The sequence below is a fragment of the Microbacterium sp. GXF7504 genome, assembly GCF_054798235.1.
The window spans coordinates 304597-324446 of the sequence record NZ_JBSJZI010000003.1; the positions used below are offsets into that span (position 1 = coordinate 304597).

Here is a 19850-nt window from a genome sequence, read left to right on the forward strand (position 1 = left end):
CCGGGTCCGGGGGAACCGATGTGCGTCGCGGCGACGCCCGGGGGAGAATGGACGGCATGTCGCTCAGCTTCGAACACGCCCAACGAGTCGCGATCATCGGCGGCGGTCCCGGAGGGTACGAGGCGGCCCTCGCCGCCGCCCAGCTGGGCGCCGAGGTCACCCTGGTCGAGCGTGCCGGCGTCGGCGGCTCGGCGGTCATCACCGACGTGGTGCCCTCGAAGACCCTCATCGCGACCGCGGACGCGGCCGTCTCCATCTCCGGTGCGGCCGACCTCGGCGTGCAGCTGTTCGCCCGCGGCGGCGACGGCAAGCCCCTGAAGCCCGAGGTGGCCATCAACCTCGCCGCGGTGAACCGGCGGCTCCTCGCCCTCGCCCGCCAGCAGTCCGACGACATGCGCGCCTCGCTCGTCGAGGCGGGCGTGCGCATCATCGCCGGGCACGGTCGCCTCGACGGCCGCAACGCCGTCGTCGTCTCCACCGGCCCGGACGGCACCGACTTCGACCGCATCGAGGCGGACACGATCGTCGTCTCGGTCGGCGCGTCGCCGCGCCAGCTTCCCAACGCGAAGCCCGACGGCGTCCGCATCCTCACCTGGACGCAGCTCTACGACATGACGACGCTGCCCGAGCACCTCATCGTCGTCGGGTCGGGCGTGACCGGTGCCGAGTTCGCATCCGCGTACATGAACCTCGGTTCGAAGGTGACGCTCGTCTCCAGCCGCGACCAGGTGCTCCCCGGCGAGGACCCTGATGCGGCGGCGGTGCTGGAGAAGGTCTTCAAGCGCGGCGGCATGACCCTGCTCTCCAAGGCCCGCGCGGACAAGGTGGAGAACACCGGCGACGGCGTGCGCGTCACCCTCGCCGACGGCCGCATCGTCGACGGCAGCCACTGCCTCATGGCGGTCGGGTCCATCCCCAACACCGCCGGCATCGGCCTCGAGGAGGCGGGCGTCGAGATGACCGAGGCGGGGAACGTCCGGGTGAACCGCGTCGCGCGCACCTCGGTGCCGAACATCTACGCCGCGGGCGACTGCACCACCTTCGTGCCGCTCGCCTCGGTCGCCTCGATGCAGGGCCGCATGGCCGTCTTCCACGCGCTCGGCGACGTGGTCATCCCGCTCGAGCAGCGCCGGATCGCGGCGAACATCTTCACCGCACCCGAGATCGCGACGGTCGGGTACCAGGAGCGCGACCTCGAGTCGGGGCTCATCAACGGCGTGGTGCGCAAGCTCCCGCTCGCCTCGAATCCGCGCGCGAAGATGATCGGCATCAAGGACGGCTTCGTGAAGATCATCGCCCACAAGGGCAGCGGCACGGTCCTCGGCGGGGTGATCGTCGGACCGCGCGCGTCCGACATGATCTACCCCATCGCGATCGCGGTCGAGCGGCGGCTCACGGTCGATCAGGTCTCGCGCGTGTTCACGGTGTACCCGTCGCTCTCCGGCAGCATCACCGACGCGATGCGGGCGATGCACGTCATCGAGGCCGACGCCGGCGACGAGAACTGACGCACCGCGCGCGCACCCGCATCCTGAAGTCCGCAGACACACGCGAACCCCGCAGGATGCGCGGCGAATCCTGCGAGGTTCGCCCGATCCTGCGAGGTTCGGATGCGGTCGCCGACCGCCGCGTCAGCTGATCGTCAGCAGGCGGTGCCCCGCGGCGACGGTCGCGCCCGGGTTGGCGTCGATCGCGCCGATGACGCCGTCCTTGTGCGCCTGGATGGGCTGCTCCATCTTCATCGCCTCGAGCACGACGACGAGGTCGCCCTTGACGACCTGCTGGCCGTCCTCGACCGCGAGCTTGACGACGGTCGCCTGCATCGGGGAGGTGACCGCGTCGCCGCTCGCGCCCGCCGAGGCGGTGCGCTGGTGCGACCGGCGGGACGGCGGCACGGCGGCGGGCCGGCCGGCGGCGGCGGGCGCCGCGATGCGGTCGGGCAGGTTCACCTCGAGGCGCTTGCCGGCCACCTCGACGACCACCGTGTGGCGCGGCTCGACCGGCGCGGGTGCCGACAGCTCGCCGTCCCACGCCGGGATGTCGTTGTCGAACTCGGTCTCGATCCAGCGGGTGTAGACGCCGAACACGCCGTCCTCGGCGGTGAACGCCGGGTCGCGGACGACCTTGCGGTGGAACGGCAGCACGGTGGGCAGGCCCGCGACCTCGAACTCGTCCAGGGCACGGCGGGCGCGCTCGAGCGCCTCCGCGCGGTCGCGGCCGGTCACGATGATCTTCGCCAGCAGCGAGTCGAAGGCGCCGGAGACCGAGTCGCCGGCGGTGACGCCCGAGTCAAGGCGGATGCCGGGACCGCCGAACGTCTTGAACACGTGGATCGGGCCGGGCTGCGGGAGGAAGTTCCGGCCCGGGTCCTCGCCGTTGATGCGGAACTCGATCGAGTGCCCGCTCGGTCGCGGGTCGTCGTAGTCGATGAGGCCGCCCTCGGCGATGCGGAACTGCTCGCGGACGAGGTCGATGCCGGTGACCTCCTCCGAGACGGGGTGCTCCACCTGCAGCCGGGTGTTCACCTCGAGGAACGAGATGGTCCCGTCGGCGCCGATGAGGAACTCGCAGGTGCCCGCGCCGACGTAGCCCACCTCGCGCAGGATCGCCTTGGAGGACTCGTACAGGACGCGGTTCTGCTCCTCGGTGAGGAACGGCGCCGGCGCCTCCTCGACGAGCTTCTGGTGCCGGCGCTGCAGCGAGCAGTCGCGGGTGGAGATCACGACGACGTTGCCGGCAGCATCCGCGAGGCACTGGGTCTCGACGTGACGCGGCTTGTCGAGGTACTTCTCCACGAAGCACTCGCCGCGGCCGAAGGCGGTGATTGCCTCACGGGTGGCGGACTCGAACAGCTCGGCGACCTCGTCGAGCTCGCGGGCGACCTTGAGGCCGCGACCGCCGCCGCCGTATGCGGCCTTGATGGCGATGGGCAGGCCCACCTCGCGGGCGAACGCGACGACCTCGTCGGCGGTCTCGACCGGACCCGGGGTGCCCGGGGCGAGCGGCGCGCCGACCTTCTCGGCCACGTGCCGCGCGGTGACCTTGTCGCCGAGGGCCTCGATCGCCTCGGGGGAGGGGCCGATCCAGGTCATGCCGGCCGCGGTCACGGCGCGGGCGAACTCGGCGTTCTCAGCGAGGAAGCCGTAGCCGGGGTGGACGGCGTCCGCACCGGAGCGGCGGGCGATCGACAGGAGCTTCTCGATGGAGAGGTAGGTCTCCGCGCCGGTCGTGCCGTCGAGCGAGTACGCCTCGTCCGCGAGCCGGACGTGCATGGCGTCGCGATCCTGCTCCGCGTACACGGCGACGGTGGAGCGTCCGGAGTCACGTGCCGCACGGATGATACGGACGGCGATCTCGCCGCGGTTCGCGATCAGGACCTTGGCGATTTCTGGCATGGGAGCCAGCCTACCGAGGTGGGAGGGGCTTCTTTTGAGCGCACCCCACAAGAACCGACGGAATCCTTTGCGGGAATCTACGAGCGCTGCCAGAGGTCGGTCCAGCGCACCCCGAGCTCCGCGGCGAGGGCGCGGACGGTGGACAGCGACATGCCGACGACCGTCGAGGGGTCGCCCTCGACCCGGGTGATGAACGCCCCGCCGAGGCTGTCGACGGTGAAGGCGCCGGCGACCAGCAGCGGCTCGCCCGTCGCGACGTACGCCTCCACCTCGGCGTCGGTGAGGTCGTCGGCGAAGGTGACGGATGCGGCGGCCACCGCGTGCGCCTCGGCCGGGGCGCGGCCGGGCGCGAGGCGGACCACGCTGTGCCCGGAGTGGAGCACGCCGGTGCGTCCCCGCATCCCGTGCCAGCGGGCGGTCGCCGCCTCCGGCGTGTACGGCTTGCCGAGGATCTCCCCGTCGAGCTCGAACATCGAGTCCCCGCCGATGATGAGCCCGTCGAAGTCCGGTTGGTCGGCCTCCACCACCGCGGCGACCGCGGCGGCCTTCCGGCGGGCGAGCAGCAGCACGTGCTCGTCCGGGGCGAGGGTGCGGTGCTCCGCGTGCTCGACCGCTTCGATCACGGCCTCCTCGTCGACGTCGGGCGCCATCGTGGCCGGCTCGATCCCGGCCTGCCGCAGCAGCATGAGTCGTGCGGGGGAGGTGGAGGCGAGCATCACGCGCATCCCGTCACGCTACCGCGCCGCCGTCGCGCGTCCGGGTGTGAAAAGCTCGAAGGATGCATGCGGGAGACGAGATCGAACTGGACATCACCGGCGTCGCGCACGGCGGGGTGTTCGTCGGGCGCTTCGAGGGCCGCGTGGTGTTCGTGCCGGACACGCTGCCGGGCGAGCGCGTCCGGGTGCGGCTCACCGACACCCGCAAGTCCTCCTTCTGGCGCGGCGAGGTGGTCGAGGTGCTCGACGCGTCGCCCGACCGTCGTCCTCACGTCTGGGCGCAGGCCGACCTGTCCCGGCCCGCACCCGAGCGCCCCGGCGGCGCCGACTTCGGCCACATCGCCCTGGCGCGTCAGCGCGCCCTCAAGCTCGACGTCCTCCGCGACGCGCTCACCCGCATCGGCCGGCTCGAGCTGCCCGCGACCGTCGAGCCCGCCCGGTCCATCGTCGGCGTCGACGGCGACGTGCTCGCCGAGGAGCGCGAGGACGGCACCGGGTGGCGCACCCGCGTGAGCCTGCACGTCGACGAGGAGGGCCGGGTCGGCCCCTACGCCGCCCGGAGCCACACGGTCGTCCCGGTCGCCGAGCTGCCGCTGGCGACCGCGGCCGTCGCGCGTGCGGCCGCGAAGCTCGTCGGTCACGCCCCGGGCCGGATCGACCTCGTCCAGCCCGCCGACGGGCGGGTGCGCGTGCTGCCCCGGCCGGACAAGGCACGGGCGACCGACAAGGTCCGCGAGACCGTGGTCGAGCGTGTCGGCGACCGCGAGTTCCGCCTCGACGCCGGCGGCTTCTGGCAGGTGCACCGGCTCGCGGCGGCGACGCTGCACGGGGTGGTCACGGAGGAGCTCCGGGCGCTCGGCCCGCTCGACCCGGGCGCACGGCACCTCGACCTCTACGGCGGGGTGGGCCTGTTCGCCGCCGCCGTCGGCGACCTCGTGGGGAGTGCGGCGAAGGTCACGACCGTCGAGTCCGACGCACGCGCGACCGAGTACGCCGGCGCGAACCTCGCAGAGTGGGTCGGTGCGCGTGCCGAGACCGGACGGGTGGAGCACTGGATCCGTCGTCTCGGCGAGACCGCGAGCCCGGCCGAGCGCGGTCGCCTCGCCGACGGCGTCGTCGTGCTCGACCCGCCCCGCTCCGGCGCCGGCATCGAGGTCGCGAAGGCGATCGCGGGGCTGCGACCGCGGGCGGTCGTGTACGTCGCCTGCGACCCGGTCGCCCTCGCCCGCGACCTCGCGGCGTTCGCGGAGGCCGGGTACCGGGCAGAACGCGTGCGCGGGTTCGACCTGTTCCCGCACTCGCACCACCTCGAGGCCGTCACGACGCTCACTCCGGTCTCCGGCCGGGATTAGCATGCTGTCGTGACGCGCGTCGCCTTCATCGACGACCACGAGTCGGTCCGGCTCGGGGTCGAGGCCGCGTGCGCCCGCGCGGAGCAGGGCCCCGAGATCGTGTTCTCGGGCAGCACCGTGACCGAATACCTCGGGTGGCGGACCGCATCCGGGCAGGCGCCGGCCGACGCCGTCGTGCTCGATCTCACCCTGGGCGACGGCACGACCGTCACCGAGAACGTCACGCGCCTCACCGGCGACGGGTCGAGCGTCATCATCTACAGCGTCGCCGACCGCCCCGCGGCGGTGCGGGAGGCGTTCGCCGCCGGGGCCGCCGGCGTCATCAGCAAGTCCTCGCCGATCGAGGACGTCGTCTCCGCCATCGCCACCGTCGGGCGCGGCGAGCTCCTCAGCAACGCGGAGTGGGCCAGCGCGGTCGAGGGCGATCGGGAGTTCGCCGCGGCGCAGCTGTCGGCCCGGGAGCGCGAGGTGCTGAAGCTCTACGCGGCCGGGCTGCCGCTGAAGATCGTGGCGGACCGGCTGGGCATCGCGTTCTCCACCGCGAAGGAGAACATCGCCCGCATCCGCATGAAGTACACCGAGGTGGGCCGGCCGGCACCCACGAAGGTCGACCTGCACCGCCGCGCCCTCGAGGACGGCATCCTGTCGGAGCAGGGCGTCGACGATGCCCGGTAGGTCCGCCGCGACGGAGCCGGAGGGCCTCGGAGCGCTGCCCTCCGTCGAGGTGGCGTCGTTCACCCGCGAACGGGTCGAGCGCGTCATGTCGATCGCGGTCGGCTTCGGGTGCGCGGCGCTCGGTGCGCAGGCGTTCGTCGGCGCGCTCGGCGACACCGAGGCGCCCCCGGCCTGGCACATCCCGTTCCTGCTGCTCGCGTTCGTGCCGCTCGTCGTGATGATCGCCGCGTTCTTCACCGGCCGCACGCAGAAGCCCGCCGCCTCCGTGTTCATCGGCGCCTACGTGCTCGTGCTGCTGCTCTGGCCGGTCGCCACCTGGGACGTCTCGCCCCCGGTCACCTCGCAGCCGTGGGTGTACTTCCTGGTGAACGTCGCGACCGTGCCCGCCGTGCTCGTCATGCGGATGCCGCTGCAGATCCTGTTCACGATCGGGCTGCCGCTGCTCTACGGCCTCGTCCGTCTCATGCAGCTGCGCTTCATCCCCGAGGCGTGGTGGCCGGTCGCGCTCGACGTGTCGTTCTCGCTCATCCTCGGCAGCGTGCTGCTCACCATGGGATGGACGTTCCGCGCCGCCGCCACCGACGTCGACGAACGCCGCGTGAGCGCCGTGGACTCCTACGCGCGCGCCGCCGCCGTGACCGCGTCCGAGCGGGAGCGGGTGGCGGTCGCCGCCCTCATGCACGACAGCGTGCTCGCCGCGCTCATCGCCGCCGCCCGCGCCGACAGCCCGCGCGAACGCGATCTCGCCGTGTCGATGGCCCGTGAGGCGCTCACCCGGCTCGCGAACACCGACCGAGACTCGGGGGAGGGCAGTGACGCGCCGGTGCCGGCGGCGGCGATCGTCGACGGCCTGTCCGAGGTGCTCGTGGACACCGGCGTCGAGGTGCGGGCCGACCTCGCCCCCGATGCGCCGCACCTGCCCGGCCGGGTGGCCCGTGCGCTCGTGCTCGCGGCGACCCAGGCCGTCTCGAACGCGATCGAGCACGCCGACGGTGCCGGGCTCGCCGTCTCCGTGACCGCCGCCGGTGCCCCCGCGGGGGTCGTCGTGCGCATCAGCGACACCGGTCCGGGATTCGACGTCGACCGGGTGCCGGCCGACCGGCTCGGCATCCGCGCGTCGATCGTCGCCCGGGTGGCGGCGTTCGGCGGCGAGGCGACCGTGGACTCCGGCGCCGGCGGCACCGTCGTCACACTGACCTGGCGGGCGGAGCACGCATGATCAGCGTCCGGTTCGTCCTCACCGTGCTCGCGCTCGCGTTCACGGGATACCTCGTGGGCCGAGGAGCGCCCTGGACGGCCGAGGTGCCGCACCTCTCGGTCTGCCTCCTCGCCCTCGGCCTCTACCTCGCCACGACGTGGCTCAGCATCCTGTGGGGCGTCGTGCCGCGACGGAGCGACCGCACGCGTCTGCCGCTGTGGGTGTGCGTGCTCGCGCTCGTCACGACCGTCGTGGTGCCGCCCGCCGTGGCGTACGGCGTCGGACCGGATGCGGTCGGCGCCTCGCACGGCAGCTGGTACATCGGCGGCCTCGGCGCGCTCATGGTGGTGCTCGTCGTGCGCGGCCAGCCGTGGCCGGCGTGGAGCGGCACCGCGGTGCTCGCGGGGTGGTCTGCGCTGCTGCTCGGACCCCTCCCCGCCCTCGGGCTCGGTCTCGTCGGCTCGCTCATGTGGGTCGGCGCCGCACAGTTCTTCGTCTACGCGCTCGCCCGCGCCGACCAGGACACCGAGCGCCTGGGCGAACTGCAGCGCTCGGCTTCCGCCGTGCAGGCGGCGCAGGGCAGCCAACAGCGGGAACGGCGCATCCAGGTGCAGCGGGCGCTCGCCGTCGCCGGACCGGTGCTGGCCGCGACGATTGCGACCGGCGGCGACCTCGGCGAGCAGGGGCGACTCGAGGCCCGCATCGCGGAGGGGCGGCTGCGGGACGAGCTGCGCGGGCCGCGGCTGCTCGACGACGCGGTGCGCTCGGCGCTGGACGCCACGCGCCGCCGCGGCGCCGTCGTGACGGTGCTCGACGAGGGCGGGCTCGACGCGCTCCCCGAGGAGCAGCTCACGGCGATCCGTGCGGAGCTCGCCGCGACCCTGCGCGCCGCCCGCTCGGACCGGCTGTACATCCGCACCACCGCGGACCCGGAGGTCGCGGTCACGGTCGTCGGCCGCGCCTCGTCGACGCTGGGCCTCTCGGACGAGGACAGCGTCGACCTGTGGCGGGAGATCCGCCGCCCCGTCCCCGCATCCTGAGCCTGCGCCGCCCGCCGCGCGGGCCGTGGTTCCTGGCCGCGAATGCGCATCCGTTTCGCGAGCGCGCATCCGATCGGGTGCTCGTTCACGGAACGGATGCGCGCTCGGCGCTGCGGCGCAGCGCCGCCCGGTGCGAAAAAAGGGGGCGAGGGGCGGCGTGATCGCCTGCCCCTCGCCGTGTGCGGATGATTACCCGAAAATCATCCGCAGCGACCGATGCCGGGGGGAACCCTGGTAACCCGTGGATCGGCCAACGCATGAATGCGTCGTAGCCGTTCCAGTATCCGTGACGTGCAAGAAGACTGTCTGTAGGCACTTTGGGGGACAAGCCCGGTGCCCGCCGCGGTGTCGGTCAGACGTCGCCGCCGAACCGGCCCCATCCGAACTCCCGGCGCAGCGGCCGCCGGAGGCCCCGCTGCGACACGGCCCAGCCGTCGCGGACGCACTCGTCCTCGGCCACCGCGGCCTGCCGCTCCTGCTGGTACGCCGCGCCGACGACCGCCATGACGGCCGCCAGCTCGTCCTCGGTGGGGTTGCCGCGCTTGACCTCGATCCGCAGCGGCTCCTGCGCCTGATCGCTCACAGCGGGATGTTCCCGTGCTTCTTGGGCGGCAGGCTCGCGCGCTTGCCACGGAGGGACCGCAGCGCCTTCGCGATCGCGACGCGGGTCTGCGCCGGTTCGATGATGCCGTCGAGCTCGCCGCGCTCGGCCGCGAGGAACGGCGAGGTGACGTTGTAGGTGTACTCGTTCGCGAGCTTGGTGCGGACGGCGGCGACGTCCTCACCGGCCTCCTCGGCGCGCTTGAGCTCACCCCGGTAGAGGATGTTCACCGCGCCCTGGCCGCCCATGACGGCGATCTCGGCGGTGGGCCACGCGAGGTTGATGTCGGCGCCGAGCTGCTTCGAGCCCATGACGATGTAGGCGCCGCCGTAGGCCTTGCGGAGGATCACGGTCACCAGGGGCACGGTCGCCTCGGCGTACGCGTAGAGGAGCTTCGCGCCGCGCCGGATGACGCCGGTCCACTCCTGGTCGGTGCCGGGGAGGTAGCCGGGCACGTCGACGAGCGTCACGATCGGGATCGAGAACGCGTCGCAGAACCGCACGAAGCGGGAGGCCTTCTCACCCGCGTCGATGTTCAACGTGCCGGCCATCTGCGACGGCTGGTTCGCGATGATGCCGACCGAGCGCCCCTCGACCCGGCCGAAGCCGATCACGATGTTCGGGGCGAACAGCGGCTGCACCTCGAGGAAGTCGCCGTCGTCCACCACGTGCTCGATGACCTGGTGGATGTCGTACGGCTGGTTGGGCGAGTCCGGGATGATCGTGTTGAGGAAGCGGTCCGCATCCGTCGTCTCGAACTCGAAGGCGCTCTCGTACCCGGGGACCTCCGCCATGTTGTTGTCGGGGAGGTAGCCGAGGAGGGTGCGTGCGTAGTCGATCGCGTCGTCCTCGTCGTCGGCGAGGTAGTGCGCGACGCCGGAGCGGGTGTTGTGCGTGTAGGCGCCGCCGAGCTCCTCCATGCCGACGTCCTCGCCGGTGACGGTCTTGATGACGTCGGGGCCCGTGACGAACATCTGGCTCGTCTTGTCGACCATGATCACGAAGTCGGTGAGCGCCGGACCGTACACGGCGCCGCCGGCGGCGGGGCCCATGATGATCGAGATCTGCGGGATGACCCCGGACGAGGCCGTGTTCAGGCGGAAGATCTCGCCGTACTTGCCGAGCGCGACCACGCCCTCCTGGATGCGGGCGCCGCCCGAGTCGAGGATGCCGATGATCGGGATGCCGCCGCGCAGCGCGAACTCCATCATCTTGATGATCTTGTCGCCGGCGACCTCGCCGAGCGATCCGCCGAAGGTCGAGAAGTCCTGCGAGTACACCGCGACCGTGCGGCCGTGGATCGTGCCCGTGCCGGTCACGACCGAGTCGCCGTACGGCCGGGACTTCTCCATGCCGAAGGCGGTCGTGCGGTGGCGGACGTACTCGTCCATCTCCACGAACGAGCCGTGGTCCAGCAGCAGCTCGATGCGTTCGCGGGCGGTGAGCTTGCCCTTCGCGTGCTGCTTGTCGTGGGCCGTCTTCTCGGCGTCGACCACCGCCTCCTGGTAGCGGGCGCGCAGGTCCGCGATCTTGCCGGCGGTGGTGGAAAGGTCGGGCTGGTCGGTCACGCGTTCCACCCTATCGGCGGGCCTGCCCCCGGGCTTGGAGGATGTCCACAGCGCCCCCGCGCATCCACTGTGGCTTCCGTGGTGCCGAGCCGTCCGGGCACCGGCGCGGACGGTGTCAAGCGGATGCGGCGGTCCCGGGGACGCCCATAGTGTGACGCCATGACGATCCCCGAATCCGGCTACCCGCGCGCCGCCGCCGTGAGCCCGCGCGTCCAGGTGGTCGACACCACGGACTCCACGAACGCCGACGTCGTCGCCGCGGTGACGGCCGACCCGGACGCGTGGCCGCACCTGTCGGTGCTGGTGACGACGGACCAGCGCGCCGGACGCGGGCGGCTCGACCGCAGCTGGGTCGCCCCCGCCGGCAGTGCGCTCGCGGTGTCGACGGTCGTGCGGGTCGGGGGACTCCCGGTGCACGCGCGCGGATGGATCCCGCTCGTCGCCGGTGCCGCGATGGCCCGCGCGATCCGGGCGCAGCTCGAGGGCACGGGCCACGAGGTCGCGGTGAAGTGGCCGAACGACGTGCTCGCCGACCGCGGCAAGATCTGCGGCATCCTCGCCGAGGCCGTCCCGGAGCACGCGGACGCGGTCGTCGTCGGCGCCGGGGTGAACACGCGCATGCGGGAGGTGGAGTTCCCGGTGGCGACCGCGACCTCCTTCGCCGCGATGGGGCGGGAGTGCGACGACGACCGGTTGCTCGCGGACTACCTCACGGGGCTCGACGAGCTGCTCGGCGCGCTCGTCGCCGCGGGCGGGAGCGCGGACACGTCGGGTGTGCGTGCGACGGTGTCGGACCTGTGTCTGACGCTCGGATCGGAGGTGCGCGTGAGCCTTCCCGGCGGTGGGGTGCTCGAGGGCACCGCCGTGGAGATCGACCACGACGGACGCCTCGTGGTGCTCGCCGCGGGGGTGCGAACGCCGGTCGCGGCCGGTGACGTCACCCACGTGCGGTGATCCGCGCCCGCGTGTGCGCACGCCGACGTCGCCGGGGCGCAGCACAATAGAGGCATGACCCAGCCGACATCACTCGGGCGGCCGCTGACGCCGGCTCCCGGGGTGCCCGCGCCCGAGCGGCGCGTGGCACGGCTCCGCCCGCACGCGCGGCGGTTGTTCTGGTGCGCGCTGGTGCTCGTCGCGACCGCGGGCGCGACCGGCTACTTCGCCGGGAACCTCCCCGCCCCGTTCGAGGACTGGATGCTGTACACCGCGGCGGGCGCCGTGGTGCTCCTGCTGGTCGTCCTGCCCTTCCTCGCATGGTGGGGCCACACCTACACGATCACCACCCGGCGGGTCATCGAGCGCAGCGGCTGGTTCGGCCGGGTGCAGCACGAGCTCGGGCACGTCCGCGGGTACACGATCACGCTGCGCCGCGGCATCCTGCAGCGGATGTGGGGCGTCGGCACCCTCACCCTCGACGACGGCGTGGACGGCCGACTCGTGCTGCGGAACGTGCCGCAGGTGCGCCTCGTGCACGAGACGCTCGTCGATCAGGTCGAGGTGAGCCAGATCCTCGCGCACCGCGACGCGCAGCAGCTCCCGCCCGCACCGCCGGCGCCCGGCGCCTGAGGCGGCGAGCCCCGCGGCCGCTCCCGCCGGGTGCGCAGAACTCAGGACATCCGGCGCCCCGCGTCGCGAGGTCCGCACGGGCACGGGCGGTCGCGGGATCCGTCCTGAGTTCTGAACATGGCCGGCGTCCGGCCGTGGGGGAGAATGGGCGAGGCGGAAGGAGCCTGGCATGACGGTACGCGTCGGTGTGATCGGTGGAGGGCAGCTGGCCCGGATGATGATCGCCCCTGCGGTCGAGCTCGGCCTCGAGCCGTGCGTGCTCGCCGAGGAACCGGGGATGGCGGCGTCGCTCGCCGCGACCGCGACCGGCGACTACCGCGACCTCGACACCGTGATGGCCTTCGCCCGCACGGTCGACGTGGTCACCTTCGACCACGAGCACGTGCCGCAGCCGGTGCTGCGGGCGCTCGTCGACGCCGGCGTGCCCGTGCACCCCGGCCCGGACGCCCTGCAGTACGCGCAGGACAAGCTCGTCATGCGGCGGAAGCTCGCCGACCTCGGACTCCCGCAGCCGGACTGGGCGGCGGTCACCGACGCCGACCAGCTGCAGGCCTTCCTCGACGAGCACGGCGGACGCGCGGTCGTGAAGACGCCCCGCGGCGGCTACGACGGCAAGGGGGTGCGGGTGGTCCGCGCCGGCACCGAGGCCGCCGACTGGTTCGCGGCGCTCGCCGAGGACGCGAACGGCGGGGAGCTCCTCGTGGAGGAGCTCGTCGACTTCACCCGTGAACTGGCGCAGCAAGTGGCACGGCGGCCCTCGGGCGAACTCGCCGTCTACCCCGTGGTGGAGACCGTGCAGCGCGACGGGGTGTGCGCCGAGGTCGTCGCGCCGGCGCCGCACGCCGCCGGGCGCATCGCCCAGGAGGCCGGTCGCATCGGGCTCGAGGTCGCCGAGGGGCTCGGGGTCACCGGCATGCTCGCGGTCGAACTGTTCCAGACCACCGACGAGCGGGTGCTCGTGAACGAGCTCGCCATGCGCCCCCACAACAGCGGGCACTGGACGCAGGACGGCGCCGTCACGAGCCAGTTCGAGCAGCATCTGCGGGCGGTCGCCGATCTGCCGCTCGGGTCCACCGAGCCGCTCGCGCCGTGGGCCGTGATGGTGAACATCCTCGGCGGACCGTCGTCCGGGGCGATGACCGACCGCTTCGAGGCGGCGCTCGAGGGCCGCCCGCGTGCGAAGGTGCACACCTACGGCAAGGCGCCGCGTCCCGGCCGCAAGGTCGGCCACGTCACGGCCGTCGGCGACGATCTCGACGAGGTCGCGTACGAGGCGCGTGCCGCGGCGGCCGCGTTCGACTGAACGGATCACGGATGCGGCTGCGCGCCGTTGCGGCGGATACGCAGGCTGCGCCTCTAGCCTTGACGGGTGACTCGGCCCCTGCATTCCTCTGACTCACCCCTGGTCGGCGTCGTCATGGGCTCCGACTCGGACTGGCGCGTCATGGCGGCGGCGTCCCAGATGCTGACGGAGTTCGGCATCGCCCACGAGGTCGAGGTCGTGTCGGCGCACCGCACGCCCGACAAGCTCGTCCGGTACGGGCGGGAGGCGCGCGAGCGCGGGATCCGCGTGATCATCGCCGGCGCGGGCGGTGCCGCGCACCTGCCGGGCATGCTCGCCTCCGTCACCGCGCTCCCGGTCGTCGGCGTGCCGGTGCCGCTCGCGACCCTCGACGGCATGGACTCGCTGCTGAGCATCGTGCAGATGCCGACCGGCATCCCCGTCGCCACGGTCTCCATCGGCGGTGCCGCCAACGCGGGCCTGCTCGCCGCCCGCATCCTCGGCACGTCCGATCCCGTGGTGGCCGACCGCGTCGAGGCCCACGCCCGCGAGCTGGAGCTCGCGGTCGAGGAGAAGAACCGGCGGCTGAAGGACTCCCTGTGAGCACCAGCGCGCCGTCGCGGCCCCGCGGCGGCACCCCGGCGGCGGGCGTCGTGAACCCGTACCCGCTCCGGTACCCGGACAGCTCGTCACCGGAGTTCATGGGTCGTCGCGCCTGGTGGCTGGTGCTGTGCAACGTGCTCGTCCCGGGTTCCGCGCAGGCGCTCGCGGGCAACCGCCGCCTCGGCCGCATCGGACTCGGTGCGACCCTGCTCATGTGGGCGCTCGCCGTCGCGGCCGGACTCACCGCGCTCCTGTGGCGCAGCGCCTTCCTCGTCATCGCGACCAACTGGTTCACCCTCGTGGCACTGCAGGGGCTGCTCCTCGCCTACGCCGTGCTGTGGGCCGTGCTCACCCTCGACGTGCTGCGGCTCGTCCGGTTCGTGCGCCTGCGCCCGCTCACCCGGATCGCGACCGCGCTCACGGCCGTCGTCATCCTCGTCCTCTCGACCGGCGGGGCCGTCTACGCGGCCGGCCGGGTCGGCATCGCACGCGACGCGATCGGCGACGTGTTCACCCAGACCGGGCCGGCCGTCCCGCCCGTCGACGGGTACTACAACATCCTGCTGCTCGGCGCCGACAGCGGCGAGGGGCGCGACTCCATGCGGTACGACTCGATCTCGGTCGTGTCGGTCAACGCCGACACCGGCGCCGTGACCATCTTCGGCATCCCGCGCGACATGCCCGGTGTGCCGTTCTCGCCCGGGCCCATGCAGGACCTCTACCCCGACGGGCACACCGGCCATGCCGACCCGACCTGTGGGTGGGGGAGCGGCATCAACCAGATCCGCACCGAGGTCGTCGTCTGCCGCGACGGCGCCGAACTGTACCCGGACGCCGTGGCGGCCGGGTCCGACCCCGGCATCGAGGCCACGAAGGAGGCCGCGGAGGGCGTGCTGGGGCTCGAGATCCAGTACTACGTCTTCATCGACATGAACGGGTTCGCCGCCCTCATCGACGCGCTGGGCGGGGTCGACATCGAGGTCACCGAGCGCCTCCCCGAGGGGTGGGGGCCGACGTACGACGGCCAGCCCGCGGAGGAGTGGGCGATCGGCTGGATCGAGGTCGGTCCGCAGCACATGGACGGCGACACCGCGCAGTGGTACGCCCGTTCGCGGTACACCACGAGCGACTGGGACCGGATGCTGCGGCAACGCCAGCTGCAGGAGGCGATCCTCGCGCAGTTCAACCCGGCGAACGTGCTCTCGCGGTTCCAGGAGATCGCCGCTGCCGGCACGCACCTGGTGCAGACCGACATCCCGCAGTCGATGCTCGGGTACTTCGTCGACCTCGGCATCGAGGCCAAGGACCAGCCGGTGCAGACGCTCGACCTCATCCCGCAGAACGGGATCGACGACCGCGACCCGGACTTCGCGTACATCCACGAACTCGTGCAGCAGCTGCTGCATCCGCCGGTCCCCACCGAGACGCCGACGCCGTGACCCTGACGGCGCCCTCACAGGACGCCGCCTGCCCCGCTCGGTAGGCTGGAGGCCATGGTTGTCTCGCTTCGGGTCGTGCTCGACCAGCTCACACAGGTGGTGGACCCGGACGTCGCGGAGGCGGAGACGGAGATCGCCCGAGCCCTGGCCGCGACCGCGCCGAAGGGATGCGTCGTCGAGGCCGTGGTGCCCGCGGGTGACGAGGACGCCGCGACCCTGGCCGTGCCCGCGCTCGCGCGCGTGACGAAGGCGCCGCTCTCGCGCGGACGCCTCGCCGCGGCCTGGCAGATCGGCGTCGCACCGGCGATCGGCGCCGGCCTCATCCACGCCCCGTCGCCGTTCGCCCCGCTCGTACGCCACGACCGGGTCAACGAGAACGACCAGACCGTCGTGACCATGTGGGACCTCGCCGCGTGGGAGCAGGCCGAGACGCTGCCGAAGACCGTGGTGATGGGGCGGCGTGCGCTGCTGAAGCGGGCCGAGAAGCACGCCGACGCGGTGGTCGTGCCCACGCACGCCATGGCGGAGCGGGTCGCCGGCCTCGGCCGGTTCGGTGGCCGCATCCGGGTGATCGCGGGCGCCGCTCCCACCGGCTTCACCGCACCGACGGACGCCGTCGGCCGCCGCCGCGAGCTCGGGGTCTCGGAGGGCGCCGTCGTCATCGCCGGGGCCGCGTGCGACGACGAGGCCCTCGCCGCCGGGTTCTCCGCCGTCGCGTCGCTCCCGGAGCCCGTGGAGGTGGTCGTCCTCGGGATCGACGAATCGCGCGCCGCCGGCGTCCGCGACCTCGCCGCCGCCGCGGGGATCCGCGAGCACCTGCTGCGCGTGCCCGGACCGATGGTGGCCGCGGACCGCGCCGCCGTGCTGGGGGAGGCGCTGACGCTCCTGGCCCCGTCCGCCGCGACGGGCTTCCCGTGGCGCGTGGTCGAGGCCCTCGCCCTCGGGGTGCCGGTCGTCGCCACCGCCTCGCCCGTGCACCAGGAGGTGCTCGTCGACGGCGGTCTGCACGTCCCCGCCGGTGGACTCGGCGAGGCGCTCCGCCGCATCGCCGAGGCCGAGGACGTGCGCCGGCGCTTCGCCGTGCGGGCGCTCGACCGGGGCAAGGCGTTCTCATGGCGGGACCACGCCGAACGCGTGTGGGCGCTGCACGGGGAACTCTGAACGGACGCGTCCCCTACGCTGGACGGTATGCCCCGCGTCAGTATCGTCGTCCGGACGAAGGATCGCCCCTGGTTCCTCGCGCGAGCCCTCCGAGACATCACGGCGCAGACCTTCGGCGACCTCGAGATCGTCGTCGTCGACGACGGTTCCGAAGCGGCCACGCTCGACGCCGTCGTCGCTGCCGCCGACCTCGGCGACCGGGCGCGCGTGGTGCGTCCCGAGGGCGCCGGCGGTCGCTGCGCCGCGGCGAACGCGGGCGTCGCGGCCGCGACCGGCGACTACCTCGTCCTCCACGACGACGACGACCTCTGGCATCCGGAGTTCCTGACGCGCACGGTGCGGTGGCTCGACGACCACCCCGACGACGTCGGGGTGATCACCCGCACCGAGATCATGTACGAGCGCTACGCGGACGGCCGCTGGAGCGAGGTCGGCCGCGTGCCGTTCTGGTCGGACATGACGCGGGTCTCCCTCGTCGAGATGCTCGAGGTCAACCGTGCCGTGCCGATCTCGTTCCTGTACCGCCGGTCCGTGCACGACGAGGTCGGCGGGTACGACGAGTCCCTGGACGCGGTCGAGGACTGGGAGTTCAGTCTCCGCCTGCTGGCCGCCCGCACCATCGGCTACATCCCGGAGACGCTGGCCGTGTGGACGCAGCGGCCCTCCGCGACCGGCATCGACGCGAACAGCATGTTCGCGTTGACCCACGAGCACCGGCGGGACGACGGCATCGTGCGCGACCGTGCCCTGCGCGAGTGGATCGCCCGTGAGGGCGCGGGTCTCCCGCTCATGATCGCGGGCGAGTTCGCGCAGCTGCGGGAGTTCCTGGTCGAGCAGCTCAACCGTGAACTCGACCGGCGGCACCCCGTCAGCGCGCTCATCCGCCGTGCGGTGCTGGCCGACCGGCGACGTCGGGGACTGCGACGGTGACCCGGGGACCGGCGTGATCGCACGCGTACGCCGCATGCTCCGCGGCGCCCGCCGGGCCCCCGTGATCGGTGCCGCCGTCGCGGCGGTCGACCGGGTGTGGTGGCTCCGGCTCATCCTGCGCAGCGGACTCGTCGACGCCGGCTACTACGCCGCCCAGCGCGGATGGCGACGCGCCGGCACGGTCCGCGCGGCGGTGGACTACGTCCTGCGCGGATACCGCGAGGGGCTGTCGCCGAACCCGCTGTTCGACGAGGCGTTCGTCTCCCGTGCGCTGCCGGACTCCGGCCGGGTGCCGGCGTTGTACGCCTTCCTCGTCGGTCACCGACCCTCCATCGCCGTGCATCCGTGGTGGCCCACCGTCGACGGACGCCCCTCCGGAGGGATGCTGGAGCGCGTGTGGGCCGCGCGTGCGGATGCCGTCGTCGAGGCGACGATCGGACCGGTCACCGTTCGGATCGACGTCGCCCGGTGGCGCCGGATCGTCGTCGACGCGCAGTCGTCGGACCGGGTCGGTGATCCGCGCCCGGCTGGTGGCGACGGCACCGTCATCCGGTTCCTGCAGCACGGCGACCCCCGCACCGACGAGCGGATCGTCCCGCTCGCGGCGCTCCCGGACGGGTACCGCGTGCGGCTCGTGCAGATCGGGACGACCGCCGGGACCTGGGCGACGACCGCGCTCGCCGCGCGGATGCTGTCCCACGTGTCCGCGGTGCGTCTGGACCCGGCGATCGGCTTCGGTGATGCGCTCGCACGCTGCGCCGGCGACGTCGACGAGGGGGTGCTCGTGAGTCTCGACCCGCGGGTGACGGTCGACGCCGAGCAGATCATCCGCCTCGCCACCCAGGGGCGCGACGCCCTGGTGACCCCGGTCGTGCTCGATTCCGACGGCACCGTCGCCGGACTCGGCGCCGCGGTCGTCGTCACCGACCGCGCCCGACTGGCGCGGCCGCTGCGGGGACACCCGGTCGAGGACCTCGCGCCCGCCGGCGATGCGCCGTTCGTGCCGCAGCTGCTGTCGGGCCGGACGTTCGCCGGCCCCGCCTCGGTGTTCCGGGCGGACACGCTGGGGGCCGGCCATCGCGGTCACGAACTCGAGGTGCTGTCCGCCCGTGCGGCGGCCCGGGGGCTGGCGCTGCGTGTGGACGTCGGGACCGTCGTCGGCGGCTTCGCCGAGGAGCGGGTGTTCGCGGATCGCGCCACCGCGCTCCCCGCCGAGCTCGCGGCAGTCGGCGACGATCGGCGGGGCGCCGAGTCGCTCTACGGCCGCTGCGGTTTCGTCGTGACGGGATGGGATGCGGCCGGCGAGGACGCCGTCCCGCAGGTCACGTGGGTACGCCCGCACCAGGGCGCCCGTCGCTGGGCGATCAAGACCAGCGCACCGGCCGGGCCGAGAGGGGATGTGTGGGGCGACGCCCACTTCGCCCGCGGGCTCGCCGCCGCGCTCCGCCGTCGTGGCCACCACGTGGTCGTGGACGCGTTCGAGGCGGCCGGCCGGACCACGTCGGCGCTCGACGACGTGCACGTCGTCATCCGCGGACCGTTCCGCATCGAACCTCCCGAGAACGGCGTGCGGGTGGAGTGGATCATCAGCCATCCGGACGAGATCACCCCGGAGGAGGTCCGCGGGTTCGACCTCGTCCTCGCCGTCTCGCCGGGGTGGGCGCAGCGGCGCTCGGCCGAGTGGGGCGTGCCGATCGAGCCGCTGCTGGAGTGCACCGACACCGACCTGTTCCACCCTGCGGGACGCCGGCGGACGGACGAGGTCGTCTTCGTCGGCACGGCCCGTGGCATCGCGCGCCCGAGCGTCGTCGCGCCGCTGCGCGCCGGCATCGACGTCAAGGTGTACGGTCCCGACTGGCGCGGCTTCATCCCGGGCTCCGCGATCGTCGCGCCCGCCATCCCCAACGCCGACCTGCCGGAGCGGTACGAGACCGCATCCGTCGTGCTGAACGACCACTGGCCCGCGATGCGCGCGGAGGGGTTCCACGCGATGCGCCCGTACGACGTCGTCGCCGCGGGGGGACGCGTCATCAGCGAGTCGATCGAGGGGCTCTCGGACGTCTTCGGCGCGGCGGTGGTCGAGTACCGCGATCCGGAGGAGCTCGTCGCGCTCCTGCGCGGCGACCTGGACGCGCTCTTCCCGCCCGACGACGAACTGGCGCGGATCTCGGCCCGGATCAGGGCGGAGCACTCCTTCGATGCGCGCGCCGCACGCCTCGACGCCCTGGTGAGCGGGCTCGCAGGGACGGCCGGATAGGATGGGGCGTCGCCGGCGTGGGTGAGCGCGTCGCGGTGTCGACAGCGCCCCCGCGGAGGACAGGCGG

The 19850-nt window shown here is 73.2% G+C and carries 17 protein-coding genes; 13 read left to right on the forward strand and 4 right to left on the reverse strand.

Features of this window, described 5'->3' with window-relative positions; translation table 11 throughout:
- The first annotated feature begins 56 nt into the window (after window positions 1-56).
- Window positions 57-1508, forward strand: coding sequence for an NAD(P)H-quinone dehydrogenase (locus tag ACWAUO_RS08895; protein WP_460774779.1), 1452 nt, complete (start codon window positions 57-59; stop codon window positions 1506-1508).
- Window positions 1509-1631: 123 nt separating this feature from the next.
- Here the strand turns inward: ACWAUO_RS08895 and ACWAUO_RS08900 are convergent, their stop codons facing one another.
- Window positions 1632-3395, reverse strand: coding sequence for an acetyl/propionyl/methylcrotonyl-CoA carboxylase subunit alpha (locus tag ACWAUO_RS08900; protein WP_460774780.1), 1764 nt, complete (start codon window positions 3393-3395; stop codon window positions 1632-1634).
- A gap of 77 nt (window positions 3396-3472) precedes the next feature.
- Window positions 3473-4120: a Maf family protein gene (locus tag ACWAUO_RS08905; protein ID WP_460774782.1), complete on the reverse strand. Its 648-nt coding sequence runs from the start codon at window positions 4118-4120 to the stop codon at window positions 3473-3475.
- A gap of 53 nt (window positions 4121-4173) precedes the next feature.
- On the opposite strand from ACWAUO_RS08905, the gene ACWAUO_RS08910 reads away from it, so the two are divergent.
- From ACWAUO_RS08910 to ACWAUO_RS08925, 4 genes are read left to right on the forward strand one after another with little or no spacing between them, the layout of a single operon-like run.
- Complete coding sequence (locus ACWAUO_RS08910; protein WP_460774783.1) at window positions 4174-5463, forward strand: class I SAM-dependent RNA methyltransferase; 1290 nt, start codon at window positions 4174-4176, stop codon at window positions 5461-5463.
- 9 nt (window positions 5464-5472) lie between these two features.
- On the forward strand, window positions 5473-6138 hold the full coding sequence (locus ACWAUO_RS08915; RefSeq protein WP_460774785.1) for a response regulator transcription factor: 666 nt from the start codon (window positions 5473-5475) through the stop codon (window positions 6136-6138).
- Window positions 6128-7357: a sensor histidine kinase gene (locus tag ACWAUO_RS08920; protein WP_460774786.1), complete on the forward strand. Its 1230-nt coding sequence runs from the start codon at window positions 6128-6130 to the stop codon at window positions 7355-7357. Before ACWAUO_RS08915 ends, ACWAUO_RS08920 begins: the two co-directional genes overlap by 11 nt.
- Window positions 7354-8376: a hypothetical protein gene (locus tag ACWAUO_RS08925; protein ID WP_460774788.1), complete on the forward strand. Its 1023-nt coding sequence runs from the start codon at window positions 7354-7356 to the stop codon at window positions 8374-8376. The genes ACWAUO_RS08920 and ACWAUO_RS08925 overlap by 4 nt, the downstream gene beginning before the upstream one ends.
- Before the next feature lie 352 nt (window positions 8377-8728).
- On the opposite strand, the gene ACWAUO_RS08930 is transcribed toward ACWAUO_RS08925, so the two are convergent.
- Together ACWAUO_RS08930 and ACWAUO_RS08935 are read right to left on the reverse strand one after the other, a co-directional pair.
- Complete coding sequence (locus ACWAUO_RS08930; RefSeq protein ID WP_460774789.1) at window positions 8729-8959, reverse strand: acyl-CoA carboxylase epsilon subunit; 231 nt, start codon at window positions 8957-8959, stop codon at window positions 8729-8731.
- Window positions 8956-10545: an acyl-CoA carboxylase subunit beta gene (locus ACWAUO_RS08935; protein WP_460774790.1), complete on the reverse strand. Its 1590-nt coding sequence runs from the start codon at window positions 10543-10545 to the stop codon at window positions 8956-8958. The genes ACWAUO_RS08930 and ACWAUO_RS08935 overlap by 4 nt, the downstream gene beginning before the upstream one ends.
- A gap of 159 nt (window positions 10546-10704) precedes the next feature.
- On the opposite strand from ACWAUO_RS08935, the gene ACWAUO_RS08940 reads away from it, so the two are divergent.
- The 8 genes from ACWAUO_RS08940 to ACWAUO_RS08975 all read left to right on the forward strand — a co-directional run bounded on the left by ACWAUO_RS08940 (window position 10705) and on the right by ACWAUO_RS08975 (window position 19783).
- Window positions 10705-11499: a biotin--[acetyl-CoA-carboxylase] ligase gene (locus tag ACWAUO_RS08940; protein ID WP_460774792.1), complete on the forward strand. Its 795-nt coding sequence runs from the start codon at window positions 10705-10707 to the stop codon at window positions 11497-11499.
- A gap of 54 nt (window positions 11500-11553) precedes the next feature.
- On the forward strand, window positions 11554-12111 hold the full coding sequence (locus tag ACWAUO_RS08945; RefSeq protein ID WP_460774793.1) for a PH domain-containing protein: 558 nt from the start codon (window positions 11554-11556) through the stop codon (window positions 12109-12111).
- 169 nt (window positions 12112-12280) lie between these two features.
- A complete protein-coding gene (locus ACWAUO_RS08950; RefSeq protein WP_460774795.1) occupies window positions 12281-13414 on the forward strand; it encodes a 5-(carboxyamino)imidazole ribonucleotide synthase in 1134 nt (377 codons plus the stop codon).
- A gap of 114 nt (window positions 13415-13528) precedes the next feature.
- Window positions 13529-13996: a 5-(carboxyamino)imidazole ribonucleotide mutase gene (gene purE / locus ACWAUO_RS08955; RefSeq protein WP_460775252.1), complete on the forward strand. Its 468-nt coding sequence runs from the start codon at window positions 13529-13531 to the stop codon at window positions 13994-13996.
- Complete coding sequence (locus ACWAUO_RS08960; RefSeq protein ID WP_460774796.1) at window positions 13993-15435, forward strand: LCP family protein; 1443 nt, start codon at window positions 13993-13995, stop codon at window positions 15433-15435. Before purE ends, ACWAUO_RS08960 begins: the two co-directional genes overlap by 4 nt.
- A 54-nt stretch (window positions 15436-15489) precedes the next feature.
- Entirely contained in the window at window positions 15490-16596 is a 1107-nt protein-coding gene (locus tag ACWAUO_RS08965; RefSeq protein ID WP_460774798.1) for a glycosyltransferase, read from the forward strand.
- A 27-nt stretch (window positions 16597-16623) separates the two neighbouring features.
- Window positions 16624-17526: a glycosyltransferase family 2 protein gene (locus tag ACWAUO_RS08970; protein WP_460774800.1), complete on the forward strand. Its 903-nt coding sequence runs from the start codon at window positions 16624-16626 to the stop codon at window positions 17524-17526.
- Window positions 17527-17539: 13 nt separating this feature from the next.
- Window positions 17540-19783 (forward strand): glycosyltransferase family protein, encoded by a 2244-nt coding sequence (locus ACWAUO_RS08975; protein ID WP_460774801.1) that lies wholly within the window; start codon window positions 17540-17542, stop codon window positions 19781-19783.
- The last annotated feature ends 67 nt before the right edge of the window (window positions 19784-19850 follow it).